This window comes from Pseudomonas cistanchae, assembly GCF_054483635.1.
In genome coordinates, this window is the sequence record NZ_JBTLWN010000003.1 from 416,302 (window position 1) to 433,111 (window position 16,810).

The window sequence follows — 16,810 nt, forward strand, 5'->3', positions numbered from 1 at the left end:
GGTGCGCAAGGCGCCCCCTTCGATCGCCGCAGCATGCGCCACGCGCACCACCCAGTCACGATCACCGCAGCGTGCGCCGTGCGCACCACCCAACCATAGTGAACCCGCTGATCAAAGCTTCATCCCACGGCTGATGATTTCTTTCATGATCTCCGAGGTGCCGGCAAAGATGCGCTGGATACGTGCGTTCGCGTACATCTTGCAGATCGGGTATTCCCACATATAGCCCCAGCCACCGTGCAGCTGCACGCCTTCATCGACCACCTTGCCGAGCAGCTCGGTGGTGAACAGTTTGGCCTCGGCGGCCACTTCCGGAGTGAGCTTCTTCTGGTTGTGGTCCATCACGCAGCGGTCGACGAAGACCTGTGCGACGTCGACCTGGGTACGCATTTCGGCGAGCTTGAAGCGGGTGTTCTGGAAGTGCGAGATCGGCCGGTCGAAGGCCTTGCGCTCGCGCACGTAATCGATGGTCACCTGCAACGCCGCTTCGGCGCCGGCCACCGCACCGCAGGCGTTGGTGAGGCGTTCCTGGGCGAGCATGTTCATCAGGTAAAGGAAGCCGCCCTTGGCATCGCCCAGCAGGTTGGCCTTGGGCACCTTGACGTTGTTGAAGAACAGCTCGGCGGTGTCCTGGCTTTTCATGCCGAGCTTTTTCAGCGGCGTGCCGCGCTCGAAACCGGCCATGCCGCGCTCCACCAGAAACAGGCCCATGGCGTGCTTGTTAGCCGGGTCGGTCTTGGCCGCGACTATGATCAGGTCGGCGAGGATGCCGTTGGAGATAAACACCTTGGAGCCGTTGAGCTCATAGTGGTCGCCCTTGTCCACCGCGCTGGTGCGCATGCCGGCCAGGTCCGAGCCAGCACTCGGCTCGGTCATCGCCACTGCGAGAATGGTCTCGCCGCTGATGATGCCGGGCATAAACCGCGCCTTCTGCTCGGCATTGCCGTACTCGGCGATATAGGGGCCGCACAGTGCCGAGTGCAGCGGCAGCATAAAGCCCGGCTCGTTTATCCGCGCCAGCTCCTCACACATGATCTGCTCGTAGCGAAAATCCTTGAGCCCTGCACCGCCGTATTGCTCATCCGCCCAGGGCAGCAGAAACCCCATGTCGCCGGCCTTCTTCCACACGTCGCGGCTGACAACGCCGGCCGTCTCCCACTCGTCCTGATGGGGCACCACCTCCTTGTTGAGGAATGCGGCGAAGGCGTCGCGGAACATCTGGTGTTCGGTGTCGAAAATAATGCGCTGCATGCGGATGTGCCCCTGAGCGAAGTCGTCCCGCAGGGTAGGCGCCCCCGCCCCGCTCCCTCAATGACGCATGCGCTCAGGCTCGATTGACCCATTCGGTCATCGTCCGGCGCCAAATCCCAGGCGAAAAAAAGCCCGTCGCGAGACGGGCCTGACAGGCCGTTGGCAACCTAGGCGAGACGCGCCCGTTTTAACGCCGCGCGGCTAACGCAGGTGGTTGCCAATGGCCTGGTCAATGACCTGTTCAGGTCAGCAGCCACACACCAGCATCAAACGACCTCGCGGCTCGCGGCCGCCACAATCGGTTGCTCGGCCTTGGCACCGGCGGCCAGCTCGCGTTGCAAGGTGTCTTCGTCGAGCTCCTTGCACCATTTGGCAACCACGAGGGTGGCCACGCCGTTGCCGATCAGGTTGGTCAACGCGCGCGCCTCGGACATGAAGCGGTCGATGCCGAGAATCAACGCCAGACCGGCAACCGGCAGATGGCCGACCGCGGACAGGGTTGCCGCCAGCACGATAAAGCCGCTACCGGTTACGCCCGCCGCGCCCTTCGACGCCACCAGCAGCACCAGCAACAGGGTGATCTGGTGGCCAAGGTCCATCGGCGTATCGGTGGCCTGGGCGATAAACACCGCGGCCATGGTCAGGTAGATCGAGGTGCCGTCGAGGTTGAACGAGTAACCGGTCGGGATCACCAGGCCGACCACCGATTTCTTCGCACCGAGCTTCTCCAGCTTGGTCAGCATCCGCGGCAGCACCGATTCCGACGACGAGGTGCCGAGCACGATCATCAGCTCCTCGCGGATATAGGCGATGAAACGCAGGATGTTGAAGCCATGGGCGCGGGCGATACCGCCCAGCACCACCAGCACGAAGAACACGCAGGTGATGTAGAAGCAGATCATCAACTGGCCGAGCTGCACCAGCGAACCGACGCCGTACTGGCCGATGGTGAAGGCCATGGCGCCAAACGCGCCAATCGGCGCGAGCTTCATGATCATGTTGATGATGCCGAACATCACCTGGGCGATGCGCTCGATGAACTCCAGCACCGGCCGGCCGTAGTCGCCCATGCGCTGCAGGGCGAAGGCGAAGATCACCGAGAAGAACAGCACTTGCAGGATATCGCCATTGGCGAACGCGCCGACCACGGTGCTGGGGATCACGTTGAGCAGAAAGCCGATGGTGCTCTGCTGCGCGCCGGCCGAGGCATAGCTGGCGATGCTGCTGGCATCCAGGGTGGCCGGATCGATATGCATGCCGACACCCGGCTGCACCACATTGACCACGATCAGCCCGATGACCAGGGCGATGGTGGAAACGATCTCGAAATACAGCAAGGCATAGCCGCCGGTCTTGCCGACGGTTTTCATGTCCTGCATGCCGGCGATGCCGCTGACCACGGTGCAGAAGATGATCGGCGCGATGACCATCTTGATCAGCTTGACGAAACCATCGCCGAGCGGCTTCAGCGCCACGCCGGTGTCCGGGTAGAAGTGGCCGAGCAGAATGCCGATGGTGATGGCGACCAGCACCTGGACATAGAGCATTTTGTAAAACGGTTGGCGCGGGGCGTCAGTCGTTATGGCAGTCATGGCAGATCCTCAGCGGTGCTGCGCGGTCGTCTTCTTGGCGACCCGCAAGCGTTCGATAAGCGCGAACCCTCCTAGCTGGAGGGATTTGTCATAGGCGCGTCTGGCGCATCCTTGGTTGGCTTATCGCAAGGCCCATGCCATGCCCTGAAACTATAAAAAAACCATTTATAAACAATGGGATATAAACATCTGAAAAGGCTCTTCATGGATTAACCTGGCGGGTTTCCGCACGGTGCGGCGCTGTGACTGCGGGTAAACCGCCAGAGACGAAGCAGCCCGCGCGGGCGATGCGAGCGCGACGGTCGCTTGTTGCGTCAGCCCCGAGCTGGCTACCATCGCCCAGCCTTTTCAGATGAGCACGTCCATGCGCGAACGCACCATCGCCAGCCATTTCGTCCGCGCCGCCCTGCGCGGCGCCCAGTCCCATGGCCACGACTGCACCCCGCTATTGCGCCAGCTGGCGATCCAGCCGGCACTGCTCGACGAACCACGGGCACGCATCGCCCCGGAACAGTTCGCCCGGCTGATGCAGGTGCTGTGGGAAACCCTCGACGACGAATACCTGGGCTTTGGCCGGCAGCGCAGCAAGCGCGGCACCTTCGCAATGATGTGCCACGCCATCATCCATTGCCGCTCGCTGGAAAAAGCCCTGAGCCGCGGTGCGCTGTTCTACAGTCTGTTCCCCGACGCGCCGGGCATCACCCTGGCGCGCGAAGGCGACTGGGCGCGCCTGAGCGTCGACGGTGCCAACCTGTGCGACCCGGATCACTTCCTGGTGGAAAGCCTGCTGGTGATCTGGCATCGCCTCGGCAGCTGGCTGATCGGCCAGCGCATTCGCCTCGAAGAAGCCACCTTCACCTACGCCAAGCCCGACCACGCGGCCGAATACGAACTGCTGTTCCCCTGCTCCCGCCGCTTCTCGGCCGGCCGCACCAGCTTGCTGTTCCACGCGCGCTACCTGGCCATGCCGCTGTTGCAGGACGAACGCACGCTCAAGCAGTTTCTCCAGCATTCCCCCGCCGACCTGCTGGCCCGCCCCGATGGCGGCGACAGCCTGATCAGCCAGATCCGCCGCCTGCTCGGCCGCGACTGCAGCAACTGGCCCGACCTCGACACAGTCGCCCAGCAACTGCACATGAGCCCGCAAACCCTGCGCCGGCATTTACGTGAGGAAGGGTCGAGTTTTCAGGAATTGAAGGACCACCTGCGTCGGGACCTGGCGATTTATCATCTGGGGCGTGATGAGCTCGGTATTCAGGATATCGCCGAGCAGCTGGGGTTTTCTGAGCCGTCCGCGTTTCATCGGGCGTTTAAGAAGTGGACGGGGCTGACGCCGGGGGCTTATCGGGCGCAGGAGGGGTGAAGGGCCTGCCGTGCCCATGCCGTATCCATCTGCACGCTCATAGCCAAGCTAAACAAAGACAGTTGCCGCAGGCCGCGAGCCGGCCTCCACAAAAAACAAATACCAGCGGCGAACTGGTTCGGCTGGAATCTTTTGCCGAATACCGCCACTCATTCCGAATGGCTAATGGATGTGGAGGCGCTACATGCGCATTGAGCACGACCTTGACTTCAATACCGAGGAGTTTCGCCGCAACGCATACGCCTACTATCGACAATTGAGGGCCGAAGCTCCGGTGTTCCTGAGTCAGCCGGCAGGGCAATTTCCGGTGTGGTACGTGACCGGTGCGGTTGAGGTCGAACAGGTGCTGCTGGACAGTCAGCGTTTCGCGCGCGACCCCTCTGCCATCTCGTCCGAGTACGCTGCGATGTTCCGGATGGGTGACAAAAGCATCTCTGCGATGGTCGATAACCACATGCTGAACCGCGACGGCGAGTCCCACCGGCGATTGCGCAAGTTGGTCAGCAAGGCTTTTACGCTGAAAGCGATAACGGCGATGCGCCCGCGGATCCAGCAGATTGCCAATGAGCTACTCGACCCCGTCGTGCCCAACGGAAAAATGGAGTTGGTACAGGATTACGCATTCCCGTTACCCATCATCGTCATTGCAGAGCTGCTAGGCGTGCCGGACGAGCGACGCGAAGACTTCAGGCGCTGGTCCGATGTCATGGTACGAGCGGATGGTGAAAACATTCCCGAATTGGAAAAGTGCTACCGCGACTTTTCCAATTACATGCTTGAGTTGATCGGTCAGCGCCGCCTGCAACCACAGGACGACTTGATCTCCTCCTTGGTCCATATCGAAGATGAAGGCGCGCGCCTCGCGGAGGGCGAACTGTGCAGCATGATCGTTTTGTTGATCGTGGCAGGCCATGAAACCACTGTGTCACTCATTGGCAATTCCATTTCGGCGCTGCTGCAGCACCCGACCGCGTTGCGAGACCTGCAGGCGTCACCAGAGTTATTGCCTGGAGCCGTTGAAGAACTCTTGAGGTATGACCCACCTGTAGAGCGCGCCATGGTCCGGTTCATTACCGACGCCACCGAACTCGGTGGGCAAGCCCTGCAGCGGGGCCAGATAGTGTTCGCAATACTGGCATCGGCCAATCGTGACGAGCGAACCTGCCCCAATGCCGAAACCTTGGATATTCGTCGCCCGGCCTGCCCGCATATGGCTTTTGGAAAAGGTATTCACTATTGCCTGGGCGCTTCGCTGGCGCGGCTGGAGACAGAAATTGCCATTGGTACACTGCTGCGGCGCCTGCCTGCATTGGAAATGGACATCGCACCTGAGCAACTTCGCTGGCGCAACACAGCTAATTTTCGCTCATTGACGCAGTTGCCGGTGCGCTGGGCAGTCAGTTGAGACAGGTATCCGCCCTGTTGATGTGGACAATCTAGGATTTTCAGGGATTAAGAAATGACCGCTTTCAACTGGCACAGCGATCCAATCACAACCGAAACGCGGGTAACCGACACCTACCTGAATACGCAAAACGTGCGTCGATTCTTGACTGAAGCCTGCGGGCCAGACTTCAAGTTCGACAGAGCATTGATGGCCTGGATCAAGGACGGACGGCCCAAAACAATGGGCGAGGTAGCGGCTGAGTGGCTGCAGCGACATAAACCCTGACCATGCGCTCCCCCATTCCGGCGGCGGGAGGGATAGGTCGAACCCAGCCGACTGGCTGGCCTCTAACGACTGTCTGTATTGGAGGAAACGTCTTATGTCCCACCTACCCGAGCCCGTTCTGCAAGCCATGCAGCGCGGCGATCATGACCAGGCCATTCGCATGCTCACCGTGAATCAGGGCCTCAGTCCGGAAGAAGCCCAGGAGCAGCTGAACATCTACCTTGAAGAAAACCCGCCGGTTCGCCTGCGCGGTGCCGGCATCGTCGGGCTGAGCAGGACCAACGCGCTGATCTGGCTGGGCCTGATCGTGCTGATGGGCGTGGTTTATCTGGTACTGGCGAGCTAAAGGCGCAGCCTGCACCGGCGTTGTTTGGTTCTCGAAGCAGCTCTTCAGATTGCAACGGGTTAGCCCCGTAGCGGTGAGATGCTCGCGTGTTTGACGCGCAGCGCACTTGGGCGCAGCAGCAGGCAAGTTCGCGGCTAAATCACCTGCCTTTTTTACAACTTGCGGGCCAACCAGCCAGCGGCCACAAACAGTGCCGTCAGCGCGGCCAGAAGCGGCAGCCAGCCGGCATGTTCCCAGATATACCCGGCGGCATAGCCAATCACGCTGGACCCCAGGTAATACGCGCAGAGATACAACGCCGAAGCCTGGGCCTTGGCGCCACTCGCCCGTTGCCCGACCTGCCCGCTGGCCACCGCATGGGCGGCAAAAAAGCCCAGGGTGAACAAACCCAGGCCAACGATCACCGCCGCCAGCCATGGCGTGGCACAAAGCGCGACGCCGCTCAGCATGATGGCGATACCGCCCTGCAACACCTGACGCGCGCCGATATGGGAAACCAGCCGCCCGGCCCAGCCTGCGCTGAAAATCCCGATCAGGTAGACGGTAAAGAGCAAACCGATCAGCGTCGACGACAGGCTGAATGGCGGCGCGGCCAGGCGGAAACCGACGTAGTTGAACAAGGCGACGAAGCCGCCCATCAGCAGAAACGCCACGCCGAACAGGCGGCGCAGCTCGCCGTTGCCCAGGTGCAAGGCGAAGTTGCCGAGCAAGCCGCGAATCGATAACGGCTGCGCGCGAAAATGCCGCGATGGCGGCAGCAGCCAGACGAACAGTACGAGCGCCAGTAGACCGATGCCGGCGATGCCACCCAAGGCCAACTGCCAGCCGCCGATATCGCTGAGCAAGCCGGCCAGCAAGCGACCGAGCAATCCGCCCAATGCGGTGCCGCCGATATACAGGCCCATCGCCGCCGGCAGTGCTTCGGGGTCGAACTCCTCGCCCACATAGGCCATCGCCAGTGCGGGCAAGCCGCTGAGGGCAAGCCCGAGCAAGGCGCGCAACCAGAGCAGATGGTTCCAGCTGTCGACCCAGGCGCAGCCGATGCCAAGCAGCAGGGCAATGGCCAGCGCCGCCGCCATCACCGGTTTGCGTCCCCAGCTTTCCGCCAGGGCGCCGGACACCAGCAGGCACAGCGCCAGGCTCAGGGTACTGAGCGACAGCACCAGGCTGCTGTCGGCCGCCGATACCGCGAAATACCCGGCCAGCAGCGGCAGCAATGGCTGCACGCAATACAGCAACGCGAAGGTGGCAAAGCCTGCGCAGAACAGCGCGAGGGTGGCGCGCCGGTAGGCAACAGTGCCACGCGTCAGATGAGCGGGTGCATCGGCAACAGGCATGGTGGGCTCGCATGATGGCTCTAGATCGGCCGTTCCGGCAGATTAGCACGCAGCCATTGGCACCGGCTTTGCGCACGAGGCACAGCCGTTTTGCACGGCAAGAACAACGATCAGAAGAAACGCCATCCGTCTTAATTCATCTCGGCGTTTTATCCTTATAGAGAGTAAGGTCTAAGCTGATCGTTACTTCTGAATGGAGTCAGCCGCGATGCCCCCCTACAACGACGAGCGCGCGCAGAAAGGCAAGGAAACTCGCCTGTTCCTGTTTCTCGTGGTCTGCCTCTTCCCCCTGCTGTCCATCGCCCTGGTAGGTGGCTACGGTTTCTTTATCTGGTTTTTGCAAATGCTGGTCGGCCCACCTGGACCGCCCAGCTGAAACATCCTTTTCACAGAACCTGCTCACGATCTCGCGAGCTAGAGCACTACAAGGCAAAAACAGGCGAGGAAGCGGAGTTTACAGTTGTAAATGAGCATTCCGAGCCTGTTTTTAACGCAGTAGGGCCGACGCGCAGCAGATCGTGAACAGGTTCAATCTGGAGCCACGGAACATGGCCGACCCTCTGCACATCGCCAGCCTGCTGGTACACGCCCGCCCCGAGCTGTTCGAGGCGGTGAAAGCCAACCTGCGCGTGCTCGAGGGTGTCGAGCTGCACCAGCAGAGCCCACTAGGCAAGCTGGTGGTGGTGCTGGAAACCGCCGACGAGCAGCAGATTCTTGAACGCATCGATCAGATCAGCAACCTGCCGGGCGTGCTCAACGCTGCGCTGGTCTACCACGAAGTGCTCAGCCCCGAAGGAGCCGCCGAATGAGCATGACCCGCCGTCAATTCGCCAAAGCCAATGCCGCCGCTATTGCCGCCGCAGCGGCGGGCCTGCCGATCGCCACTTCGGCCAGCAACCTGATTACCGAAGCGGACATGACCACGCTGAACTGGAACAAGGCGCCCTGCCGCTTCTGCGGCACCGGCTGCAGCGTGATGGTGGCGACCAGGAACAACCGCGTGGTGGCCACCCACGGCGACGTCAAGGCCGAGGTCAACCGCGGCTTGAACTGCGTCAAAGGCTACTTCCTGTCGAAGATCATGTACGGCGTCGACCGCCTGACCCAGCCGCTGCTGCGGATGAAAAACGGCGCGTACGACAAGCAGGGCGAGTTCCAGCCGATCAGCTGGGAGCAGGCCTTCGACATCATGGAGCTGAAGTTCAAGGAAGCGCTGAAGAACAAGGGCCCCGAATCGGTGGGCATGTTCGGCTCCGGGCAGTGGACGGTCTGGGAAGGCTACGCGGCCAACAAGCTGATGAAGGCCGGGCTGCGCAGCAATAACATCGACCCCAACGCGCGCCATTGCATGGCCTCAGCGGTGATGGGCTTTATGCGCACCTTCGGCGCCGATGAGCCGATGGGCTGCTATGACGATATCGAAGCGGCCGACGTGTTCGTGCTGTGGGGTTCGAACATGGCCGAGATGCACCCGATTCTCTGGAGTCGGGTCACCGATCGCCGCCTGAGCCACCCGCAGACCCAGGTCGCGGTGCTTTCGACCTTCGAGCACCGCAGCTTCGAGCTAGCCGACATCCCTATGGTGTTCAAGCCGCAGACCGACTTGCTGATCCTCAACTACATCGCCAACCACATCATCGAAAGCGGCGCGGTGAATCAGGAGTTCGTGCGCAAACACGCCAAGTTTGCCCTGGGCGCCGACGACATCGGCTACGGCCTGCGCCCGGATCACCCGCTGGAAATGCAGGCGAAGAACGCCGACAAGGCCAATACCTGGACGGATATGTCCCTCGAGCAGTTCGCCGCCTTCGTCAAACCCTACACCCTGGAACGCACCGCTACGGAAACCGGGGTGCCGGCCGAACGCCTCAAGGCCCTGGCCGAGCTGTATGCCGACCCCAAGCGCAAGGTCATGTCGTTCTGGACGATGGGTTTCAATCAGCACACCCGTGGGGTGTGGGCCAACAACCTGATCTACAACATTCATTTGCTGACCGGCAAGATCAGCGAGCCGGGCAACAGCCCGTTCTCGCTCACCGGTCAGCCCTCGGCCTGCGGCACCGCGCGCGAGGTCGGCACCTTCTCTCATCGTCTGCCTGCCGACATGGTGGTGACCAACCCCAAGCACCGCACCATTGCCGAAAGAATCTGGAAGCTACCTGCTGGCACAATTCAGGAGAAACCCGGTTTCCACGCCGTGCAGCAGAGCCGCATGCTCAAGGATGGGGTGCTCAATGTGTACTGGACCCAGGCCAGCAACAATATGCAGGCCGGGCCGAACATCATGGGCGAAGTGCTGCCAGGCTGGCGCAACCCGGACAACTTCGTGATCGTCTCCGACGTCTACCCCACCGTCTCCGCCCAGGCCGCCGACCTGATTCTGCCGAGCGCCATGTGGGTGGAAAAGGAAGGCGCCTACGGCAACGCCGAACGTCGCACACAGTTCTGGCACCAGTTGGTGACTGCGCCCGGCGAGGCAAAATCCGACCTGTGGCAGCTGGTGGAATTTTCCAAACGCTTCACCACCGATGAAGTCTGGCCCGCCGAGTTGCTGGCCGCAGCACCGCAGCACAAGGGCAGCACCCTTTACCAGGTGCTGTTTGCCAATGGTCAGGTCGATCAGTTCCCCAGCGAGCAGATTGAAGCAGGCCACCTCAATGATGAAGCCAAGGCCTTTGGGTTCTACCTGCAAAAAGGCCTGTTCGAGGAGTACGCCCAGTTCGGTCGGGGACATGGCCACGACCTTGCCGACTTCGACCGTTATCACAGCGAACGTGGCATGCGCTGGCCGGTCGTGGATGGCAAGGAAACCCGCTGGCGCTACCGTGAAGGCCTCGACCCCTATGTGGAAAAAGGCAGCGGCGTGCAGTTCTACGGCTACCCGGACAAGAAGGCGATCATCTTCGCCCTGCCCTACGAGCCGCCCGCCGAAGCACCGGATGCCGACTACCCGTTCTGGCTCAGCACCGGCCGGGTGTTGGAGCACTGGCACACAGGCAGCATGACCCAACGCGTCGAAGAGCTGCACAAGGCGGTGCCCGACGCCCTGGTGTACATGCACCCGGACGATGCCAAGGCGCTCAACGCGCGGCGCGGCAGCGAAGTCAAAGTGATCAGTCGGCGCGGCGAAATGCGCGCACGCATCGAAACCCGCGGCCGCAACAAACCGCCCCAGGGCCTGGTGTTCGTGCCGTTCTTCGACGCCAACAAGCTGATCAACAAGGTCACCCTGGACGCCACCGATCCGATCTCTAAGCAGACCGACTACAAGAAGTGTGCGGTGAAGATCGAACTGATCAGCATGGCCTGAGGAGAACGCCGATGAACATTCGCCTACTGCCTTTTCTGCTGCTGGCCGCGTTCGGCATTGCCGTGGCCGCCGAGGTCGATTACCCGCTGGACGCACCGGCACCGGATGGCCGTCGCCCGGGCGGCACCATCAGCCAGAGCCTGCCGGCACCCGCCATCGCCAACGAGGAAAACGACGACCTCAGGCGCGAGCGCAACTACCCCGAGCAGCCACCGACTATCCCGCACAGCATCAGCGGTTACCCGATCGACAAGAACGGCAACAAGTGCCTGGCCTGCCATAGTCGCGCCAACAGTGCACGCAGCCAGGCGCCGATGATCAGCATCACCCATTACATGGACCGCGACGGCCAGGCGCTGGCGGCAGTGTCGCCACGGCGCTACTTCTGCAACCAGTGCCATGTCTCGCAGCACGATGTGAAACCGCTGGTGGGCAACAGCTTCAAGACCATCGACACGCTGTTGCAGGATGAAATCAATGCCCCGGCGAACCCCTGAGGAGGCGTCATGAAGTCATTGCTTGCGCTGCTCAAGGACTACTGGCGCATCCTGCGTCGCCCGAGCGTGCATTACAGCCTGGGCTTTCTGACGCTTGGCGGTTTCATCGCCGGGATCATCTTCTGGGGCGGATTCAACACCGCGCTGGAGGCCACCAACACCGAAACCTTCTGCATTTCCTGCCACGAAATGCGCGACAACGTGTACGTCGAGCTGAAGGACACCATCCACTACACCAACCGCTCAGGGGTGCGCGCCACCTGCCCGGACTGTCACGTGCCGCACCAGTGGACCGACAAGATCGCGCGCAAGATGCAGGCCTCCAAGGAGGTATGGGGCAAGATCTTCGGCACCATCAATACCCGCGAAAAATTCCTCGCTCACCGCCGCGAACTGGCGGAACACGAATGGGCGCGGCTGAAAGCCAATGACTCGCTGGAATGCCGCAACTGCCACAACTTCGAGTTCATGGACTTCACTCGCCAAGGCCTGCGCGCTAGGCAGATGCACGCCACCGCCCTGGCCGCCGGCGAGGCTACCTGCATCGACTGCCATAAAGGCATCGCCCACAAGCTGCCGGACATGAGTGGGGTGCCGGGCTGGTAAAGGTGGGAAAGATCCGCACCGAAGCATTCGCGGCTAAAGCCCCCTCCCACCAGTGGCGGAATCGCAGTGGGGGCACCAGAAACCACCTCGTAGGGTGCGCCGCGCGCACCACCCGGCGCACCACAGACGCCTGGTGCGCACAGCGCACCCTGCCGCTGCTGCCACAAGGCTCGCAGCCGCAAATGTGTGGAATGGGCCGGACGACGCTCCGCTTTAGCCGCGAAGAACCAAAAAAAACGGGAGCCCAAACGGGCTCCCGTACTCATTCTCTGAGAAATGCCGGAGCAAGCCTCACGCCTGCACCAGCTACAACCTCACCTGCGTCCCGAAGAACGCGGCGGCAGTGTGACAAAATCGACAGACGCAAACCGTAGTGCTTTGTTAGCGCTTTGCAAAGAAATGTAAACGCCACGCTGGCTGGCAGATCGCAGCGCGGCGCGGCAGAATGCCCGCATGATCGATGCCTTCCTCCCCGCCTGTTGCAGCCCCCTGAACGACCACTGGCCGCTGCCGCAGCGCCGGGCTGGCGCGCACCTGGTCAGCACCTTCTTCGACAGCACGCAACTGCACCCCGAGGACTTCCAGCGCAGCGGCATCGCACCGGTGAGAGGCGTGGCGAAACGCCAGGGCGAATACCTCGCCGGGCGCTTGTGCGCACGGCAGGCGCTGCGCCGCCTGACTGGCATCCCGAGCGTGCCGGCGGTTGGTGCAGATCGGGCGCCGCAGTGGCCATCCGGCGTGGTCGGCTCGATCACCCACGGCGGTGGCTGGGCTGCGGCCGTGGTGGCGCAGCAGAGCATGTGGCGCGGGCTGGGTCTGGATGTGGAAAAACAGCTAGCGGCCGAACGCGCCGAACGCCTGGCCGGGGAAATCCTCACCCCCGCGGAGCTGGCCAGGTTACAGGGCCTGCCAGCGGCCGAACGCGCCCGGCGGATCGGCCTGACCTTCTCGCTCAAGGAAAGTCTGTTCAAGGCGCTTTACCCGCTGGTGCTGCGGCACTTCTATTTTCACGATGCTGAGCTGCTCGACTGCGGACATGGCGACGCGGTATGCCTGCGCCTGCTGATCGACCTGCACCCGGACTGGCCCGCTGACAGCGAGCTGCATGGCCAATTTGTCGAGTTCGACGGCTATCTGTTGAGTCTGGTCAGCATTCCGGCCTGATCCACCGGCTACGCGCCCGGCAAATCCGATAAACTCCAGCCATTGCCGCCTGGAGTGCCCTATGCGCGAAGAACTGAACCAAGGCCTGATCGATTTCCTCAAGGCCTCGCCAACCCCTTTCCATGCCACCGCCAGCCTGGCCCAGCGCCTTGAAGCCGCAGGCTACCAGACGCTCGACGAGCGCACGCCCTGGCACACCACCGCAGGCGGGCGCTACTACGTTACCCGCAACGATTCTTCGATCATCGCCTTCAAGCTGGGCCGGCGGCCGCCCATCGAAGGCGGCATCCGGCTGGTTGGCGCCCACACCGACAGCCCCTGCCTGCGGGTCAAGCCGCAACCGGAACTGCAGCGCCACGGCTTTTTCCAGCTGGGCGTCGAGGTGTATGGCGGCGCGCTGTATGCACCCTGGTTCGACCGCGACCTGTCGCTGGCCGGGCGCGTCACCTATCGCCGCGACGGCAAGGTGGAAAGCCAGCTGATCGACTTCCAGTTGCCGATCGCGGTCATCCCGAGCCTGGCCATTCACCTCAACCGCGAAGCGAATCTGGGCTGGCCGATCAACGCGCAAAACGAATTGCCACCGATCCTCGCGCAGCTGGCGGGCACAGATGCCACCGACTTCCGCGCCCTGCTCACCGAGCGCCTGGCCCAGGAGCACGCGTTCAGTGCCGATGCAGTGCTGGATTTCGAACTGAGCTTCTATGACACCCAGCCGGCCGCGGTTATCGGCCTGAACCGCGACTTCATCGCCGGCGCGCGTCTGGACAACCTGCTGTCATGCTATGCCGGGCTGCAGGCACTGCTGGCCGCGCCAGACGAGGAAACCTGCGTACTGGTCTGCACCGACCATGAAGAAGTGGGCTCCACCTCGGCCTGTGGCGCCGACAGCGCCATGCTCGAACAGGTGCTGCGCCGCGTGCTGCCCGAAGGCGAAGGCTATGTGCGCAGCATCCAGCGCTCATTGCTGGTCTCCGCCGACAACGCCCACGCCCTGCACCCCAACTACCCCGACAAGCACGACAGCAACCACGGCCCCAAGCTCAATGCCGGTCCGGTGATCAAGATCAACAGCAACCAGCGCTACGCCACCACCAGCGAAACCGCCGGGTTCTTCCGCCACCTCTGCCTGGAAAACGAAGTACCGGTGCAGAGCTTTGTCACCCGCAGCGACATGGGGTGCGGCTCGACCATAGGGCCGATCACCGCGAGTCATCTCGGGGTGCGGACGGTGGATATCGGCCTGCCGACGTTCGCGATGCATTCGATCCGCGAACTGGCCGGCAGCCATGATCTGGAGCACCTGGTGAAAGTGCTGACGGCGTTCTACGCGAGCGCCGAGCTGCCCTGAGGGACTGCCTACAGCTCACGTCGTAGTCCGGTAGGGTGGATGACGTCTTTTTCATCCACCATCGCGGTTGGGTGAATGGATTAAGCGCCATCTCCCCTACGCCTCATAGATCTTGCACAAGACATAGGCTCTACAGGGCTTTTACTCCGGCACTTCGACGCTCACATGCAGGGCGTCGTGACGCCAGATTTCCAGGTCGCAATCGATCAGGCGGCCATGCTGATCGCGGTTGACCCGCACGATGCGCAGCGCCGGGCTGCCAACGGCGACCTTCAGCGCTGCCGCGGCTTCGCTGTGCAACGCGGTTGGCACCATATCAAAACGTACTCGGCCGTAATGGATGGCGTATTCGCTGGCGTACAGCTCGGTCAGCGAGCGGGTCAGATCGAAGTCCAGTACGCCGGGAAAGTAGCTGGGGTTCAGGTAGTGCTCGACATACAGCACCAGCCGGCCGTCGATGCGCCGCGCCCGGCGAATCTGGTACACGCTGGACAGTGGCGGCAACCCCAGTAACTGGCTGACTTCGCTATTGGCCGGCATCAGCCGCGCGCTGATCACTTCGGTAGCCGGCACGCGGCCCTGCTCGGCGACCATCGCGTGAAAGTGGCTGCGCACTAGCGGGTTGTAGGCGATACGGGCCGGCGAGACGAACCAGCCGCGGCGCTCCTCCCGATAAATCAGTCCCTGCGCCTCCAACTGGCCGAGCGCTTCGCGCAAGGTGATGCGGGTGGTATCGAACACCTCGCTAAGCTTGCGCTCGGCCGGCAGCTGACAGCCAGGCACCAATAGACCGTGGCTGATCTGCTCTTCCAGAGCCCGACAGATTGCGGTTACCGCTCGTGGTGCTGCGTCACGCATCAACAATCCTGAATTGGACTAGTCCAATTGTCGTTCATCTTTATCGAGAGGCGACCGGGCCGCCCGCTGTGGCAATGCTAAGCAGCCTAGATGACTGTGCCGTGACATCAATGTCATTTTTTCCAAGAAGCCCGATCTAGAGCACTGCGGCGCCTCCATTCAGCACGCGACGACGCATGGTCTACGCTAGATGAGCACTCTGCCTGCAGTAGCGTTCGCCATGGCGCGAGGCATACCACGACATAAAAATGTCATCGACAGCGCCTAGATTGGTGAGGTTTTCGCTGATCTAGACCAACACTCTCGCACCGCCAAGGAGTTTCAAATGAAACAACTGCTGCTCGCTTCACTGATGGGTGCCGCCATTGCAGTGGCAACCCAGGCGATGGCCGCCGACATGGATTTGAAAGCGCTGGAACAAGCCGCTCGCGCAGAAGGCGCGGTGAACAGCGTCGGCATGCCGGACAGCTGGGCCAACTGGAAAGACACCTGGGCCGACTTGGAGAAACTCTACGGCCTCAAGCACATGGACACCGACATGAGCTCGGCCCAGGAAATCGCCAAGTTCGCCGCCGAGAAGGACAACGCCAGCGCCGATATCGGCGACGTCGGCGCCGCATTCGGCCCTATCGCCGTGCAACAAGGCGTGACCCAGGCCTACAAGCCAAGCACCTGGGAACAGATCCCGAGCTGGGCCAAGGACAGCAATGGCCACTGGATGCTCGCCTACACCGGCTCCATCGCCTTTATCGTCAACAAGCAGTTGGTCAAGGATGTACCGAAAAGCTGGGCCGACCTGAAAACCGGTAAATACCGCGTCGCCATCGGCGATGTCAGTGCCGCCGCGCAGGCGGTCAACGGCGTGCTGGCTGCCGCCATCGCCAACGGCGGCGACGAGAAGAATATCCAGCCGGGCCTGGACTACTTCGCCGAGATCGCCGAACAAGGCCGCCTGTCGCTGGCTAACCCGACCATACAGACCCTGGAAAAAGGCGAAGTGGAAGTCGGCGTGGTGTGGGACTTCAACGGCTTGAGCTACCGCGACCAGATCGACCCAAGCCGCTTCGAAGTGCTGATCCCGTCCGATGGCTCGGTGATTTCCGGCTACACCACCATCATCAACAAGTACGCGAAGAACCCCAACGCCGCCAAACTGACGCGCGAGTACATCCTCAGCGACGCCGGTCAGATCAACCTGGCCAAGGGCAACGCCCGGCCGATCCGCGCCGAGCACCTGACCCTGCCAGCCGAAGTACAGGCCAAGCTGTTGCCGAACGAGCAGTACGCCAACGTCAAGCCGATCAAGGATGCCGCCGCCTGGGAAGCCACTTCCAAGGCCCTGCCGCAGCAGTGGCAGGAAAACGTCATCATTAATATGGAGTAACAGCTCAAGCAACGTAGCCCGGGTGCAATCCGGGTTACGGTCTTTTTGGCTCCATCCGCAATTTTTCTACGTAGCCTGG

Annotated in this window: 16 protein-coding genes; 12 read left to right on the forward strand and 4 right to left on the reverse strand. The window is 62.1% G+C overall.

The annotated features are described in order from the left end of the window. Window positions 1-111 precede the first annotated feature (111 nt). Entirely contained in the window at window positions 112-1,251 is a 1,140-nt protein-coding gene (locus ACX0MV_RS11965) for an acyl-CoA dehydrogenase family protein (protein ID WP_458982725.1), read from the reverse strand. 266 nt (window positions 1,252-1,517) lie between these two features. Then, window positions 1,518-2,843, reverse strand: coding sequence for a dicarboxylate/amino acid:cation symporter (locus tag ACX0MV_RS11970; RefSeq protein WP_458982726.1), 1,326 nt, complete (start codon window positions 2,841-2,843; stop codon window positions 1,518-1,520). A gap of 364 nt (window positions 2,844-3,207) precedes the next feature. Between ACX0MV_RS11970 and ACX0MV_RS11975 the strand changes: the two genes are divergently transcribed. From ACX0MV_RS11975 to ACX0MV_RS11990, 4 genes are all read left to right on the forward strand, one after another. Then, the gene (locus tag ACX0MV_RS11975) at window positions 3,208-4,206 is read left to right on the forward strand and encodes an AraC family transcriptional regulator (RefSeq protein WP_458982727.1); all 999 of its coding nucleotides are present in this window, start codon (window positions 3,208-3,210) and stop codon (window positions 4,204-4,206) included. 184 nt (window positions 4,207-4,390) lie between these two features. After that, window positions 4,391-5,611 (forward strand): cytochrome P450 family protein, encoded by a 1,221-nt coding sequence (locus ACX0MV_RS11980; RefSeq protein ID WP_458982728.1) that lies wholly within the window; start codon window positions 4,391-4,393, stop codon window positions 5,609-5,611. Window positions 5,612-5,665: 54 nt separating this feature from the next. Further along, window positions 5,666-5,878, forward strand: a complete 213-nt coding sequence (locus ACX0MV_RS11985; protein ID WP_458982729.1) for a DUF6434 domain-containing protein — start codon at window positions 5,666-5,668, stop codon at window positions 5,876-5,878. A 94-nt stretch (window positions 5,879-5,972) separates the two neighbouring features. After that, on the forward strand, window positions 5,973-6,224 hold the full coding sequence (locus ACX0MV_RS11990) for a hypothetical protein (RefSeq protein WP_458982730.1): 252 nt from the start codon (window positions 5,973-5,975) through the stop codon (window positions 6,222-6,224). A gap of 152 nt (window positions 6,225-6,376) precedes the next feature. Here ACX0MV_RS11990 and ACX0MV_RS11995 read toward each other — a convergent pair whose 3' ends face one another. After that, entirely contained in the window at window positions 6,377-7,561 is a 1,185-nt protein-coding gene (locus tag ACX0MV_RS11995) for an MFS transporter (RefSeq protein WP_458982731.1), read from the reverse strand. Between the two features lie 208 nt (window positions 7,562-7,769). Between ACX0MV_RS11995 and ACX0MV_RS12000 the strand changes: the two genes are divergently transcribed. The 7 genes from ACX0MV_RS12000 to ACX0MV_RS12030 all read left to right on the forward strand — a co-directional run bounded on the left by ACX0MV_RS12000 (window position 7,770) and on the right by ACX0MV_RS12030 (window position 14,489). Beyond that, entirely contained in the window at window positions 7,770-7,937 is a 168-nt protein-coding gene (locus ACX0MV_RS12000) for a periplasmic nitrate reductase, NapE protein (protein ID WP_458982732.1), read from the forward strand. Window positions 7,938-8,109: 172 nt separating this feature from the next. Beyond that, window positions 8,110-8,370 (forward strand): chaperone NapD, encoded by a 261-nt coding sequence (locus tag ACX0MV_RS12005; protein ID WP_458982733.1) that lies wholly within the window; start codon window positions 8,110-8,112, stop codon window positions 8,368-8,370. Then, window positions 8,367-10,871 carry a nitrate reductase catalytic subunit NapA gene (gene napA / locus ACX0MV_RS12010; RefSeq protein WP_458982734.1) on the forward strand — a complete coding sequence of 835 codons (2,505 nt, stop codon included), beginning with the start codon at window positions 8,367-8,369 and terminating at the stop codon, window positions 10,869-10,871. The genes ACX0MV_RS12005 and napA overlap by 4 nt, the downstream gene beginning before the upstream one ends. An 11-nt stretch (window positions 10,872-10,882) precedes the next feature. Further along, window positions 10,883-11,368 carry a nitrate reductase cytochrome c-type subunit gene (locus tag ACX0MV_RS12015; RefSeq protein WP_458982735.1) on the forward strand — a complete coding sequence of 162 codons (486 nt, stop codon included), beginning with the start codon at window positions 10,883-10,885 and terminating at the stop codon, window positions 11,366-11,368. Between the two features lie 9 nt (window positions 11,369-11,377). After that, entirely contained in the window at window positions 11,378-11,974 is a 597-nt protein-coding gene (locus tag ACX0MV_RS12020; RefSeq protein ID WP_458982736.1) for a cytochrome c3 family protein, read from the forward strand. Window positions 11,975-12,427: 453 nt separating this feature from the next. Next, on the forward strand, window positions 12,428-13,138 hold the full coding sequence (locus ACX0MV_RS12025; protein ID WP_458982737.1) for a 4'-phosphopantetheinyl transferase family protein: 711 nt from the start codon (window positions 12,428-12,430) through the stop codon (window positions 13,136-13,138). 61 nt (window positions 13,139-13,199) lie between these two features. Beyond that, a complete protein-coding gene (locus tag ACX0MV_RS12030) occupies window positions 13,200-14,489 on the forward strand; it encodes a M18 family aminopeptidase (RefSeq protein ID WP_458982738.1) in 1,290 nt (429 codons plus the stop codon). A 141-nt stretch (window positions 14,490-14,630) separates the two neighbouring features. Here the strand turns inward: ACX0MV_RS12030 and ACX0MV_RS12035 are convergent, their stop codons facing one another. Then, window positions 14,631-15,347, reverse strand: coding sequence for a UTRA domain-containing protein (locus ACX0MV_RS12035; RefSeq protein ID WP_458982739.1), 717 nt, complete (start codon window positions 15,345-15,347; stop codon window positions 14,631-14,633). A gap of 325 nt (window positions 15,348-15,672) precedes the next feature. Here ACX0MV_RS12035 and ACX0MV_RS12040 point away from each other — a divergent pair, with 325 nt between their 5' ends. Continuing rightward, on the forward strand, window positions 15,673-16,731 hold the full coding sequence (locus tag ACX0MV_RS12040; RefSeq protein WP_458982740.1) for an ABC transporter substrate-binding protein: 1,059 nt from the start codon (window positions 15,673-15,675) through the stop codon (window positions 16,729-16,731). The last annotated feature ends 79 nt before the right edge of the window (window positions 16,732-16,810 follow it).

Excerpts from the sequence above, each read along its gene's own strand:
- napA (WP_458982734.1), top strand. The coding sequence starts at position 8,367 with ATGAGCATGACCCGCCGTCAATTCGCCAAAGCCAATGCCGCCGCTATT.
- ACX0MV_RS11980 (WP_458982728.1), top strand. The coding sequence starts at position 4,391 with ATGCGCATTGAGCACGACCTTGACTTCAATACCGAGGAGTTTCGCCGC.
- ACX0MV_RS11990 (WP_458982730.1), top strand. The coding sequence starts at position 5,973 with ATGTCCCACCTACCCGAGCCCGTTCTGCAAGCCATGCAGCGCGGCGAT.
- ACX0MV_RS12030 (WP_458982738.1), top strand. The coding sequence starts at position 13,200 with ATGCGCGAAGAACTGAACCAAGGCCTGATCGATTTCCTCAAGGCCTCG.
- ACX0MV_RS12005 (WP_458982733.1), top strand. The coding sequence starts at position 8,110 with ATGGCCGACCCTCTGCACATCGCCAGCCTGCTGGTACACGCCCGCCCC.
- ACX0MV_RS12015 (WP_458982735.1), top strand. The coding sequence starts at position 10,883 with ATGAACATTCGCCTACTGCCTTTTCTGCTGCTGGCCGCGTTCGGCATT.
- ACX0MV_RS12040 (WP_458982740.1), top strand. The coding sequence starts at position 15,673 with ATGAAACAACTGCTGCTCGCTTCACTGATGGGTGCCGCCATTGCAGTG.
- ACX0MV_RS11985 (WP_458982729.1), top strand. The coding sequence starts at position 5,666 with ATGACCGCTTTCAACTGGCACAGCGATCCAATCACAACCGAAACGCGG.
- ACX0MV_RS12000 (WP_458982732.1), top strand. The coding sequence starts at position 7,770 with ATGCCCCCCTACAACGACGAGCGCGCGCAGAAAGGCAAGGAAACTCGC.
- ACX0MV_RS12035 (WP_458982739.1), bottom strand. The coding sequence starts at position 15,347 with ATGCGTGACGCAGCACCACGAGCGGTAACCGCAATCTGTCGGGCTCTG.
- ACX0MV_RS12025 (WP_458982737.1), top strand. The coding sequence starts at position 12,428 with ATGATCGATGCCTTCCTCCCCGCCTGTTGCAGCCCCCTGAACGACCAC.
- ACX0MV_RS12020 (WP_458982736.1), top strand. The coding sequence starts at position 11,378 with ATGAAGTCATTGCTTGCGCTGCTCAAGGACTACTGGCGCATCCTGCGT.
- ACX0MV_RS11970 (WP_458982726.1), bottom strand. The coding sequence starts at position 2,843 with ATGACTGCCATAACGACTGACGCCCCGCGCCAACCGTTTTACAAAATG.
- ACX0MV_RS11975 (WP_458982727.1), top strand. The coding sequence starts at position 3,208 with ATGCGCGAACGCACCATCGCCAGCCATTTCGTCCGCGCCGCCCTGCGC.
- ACX0MV_RS11965 (WP_458982725.1), bottom strand. The coding sequence starts at position 1,251 with ATGCAGCGCATTATTTTCGACACCGAACACCAGATGTTCCGCGACGCC.
- ACX0MV_RS11995 (WP_458982731.1), bottom strand. The coding sequence starts at position 7,561 with ATGCCTGTTGCCGATGCACCCGCTCATCTGACGCGTGGCACTGTTGCC.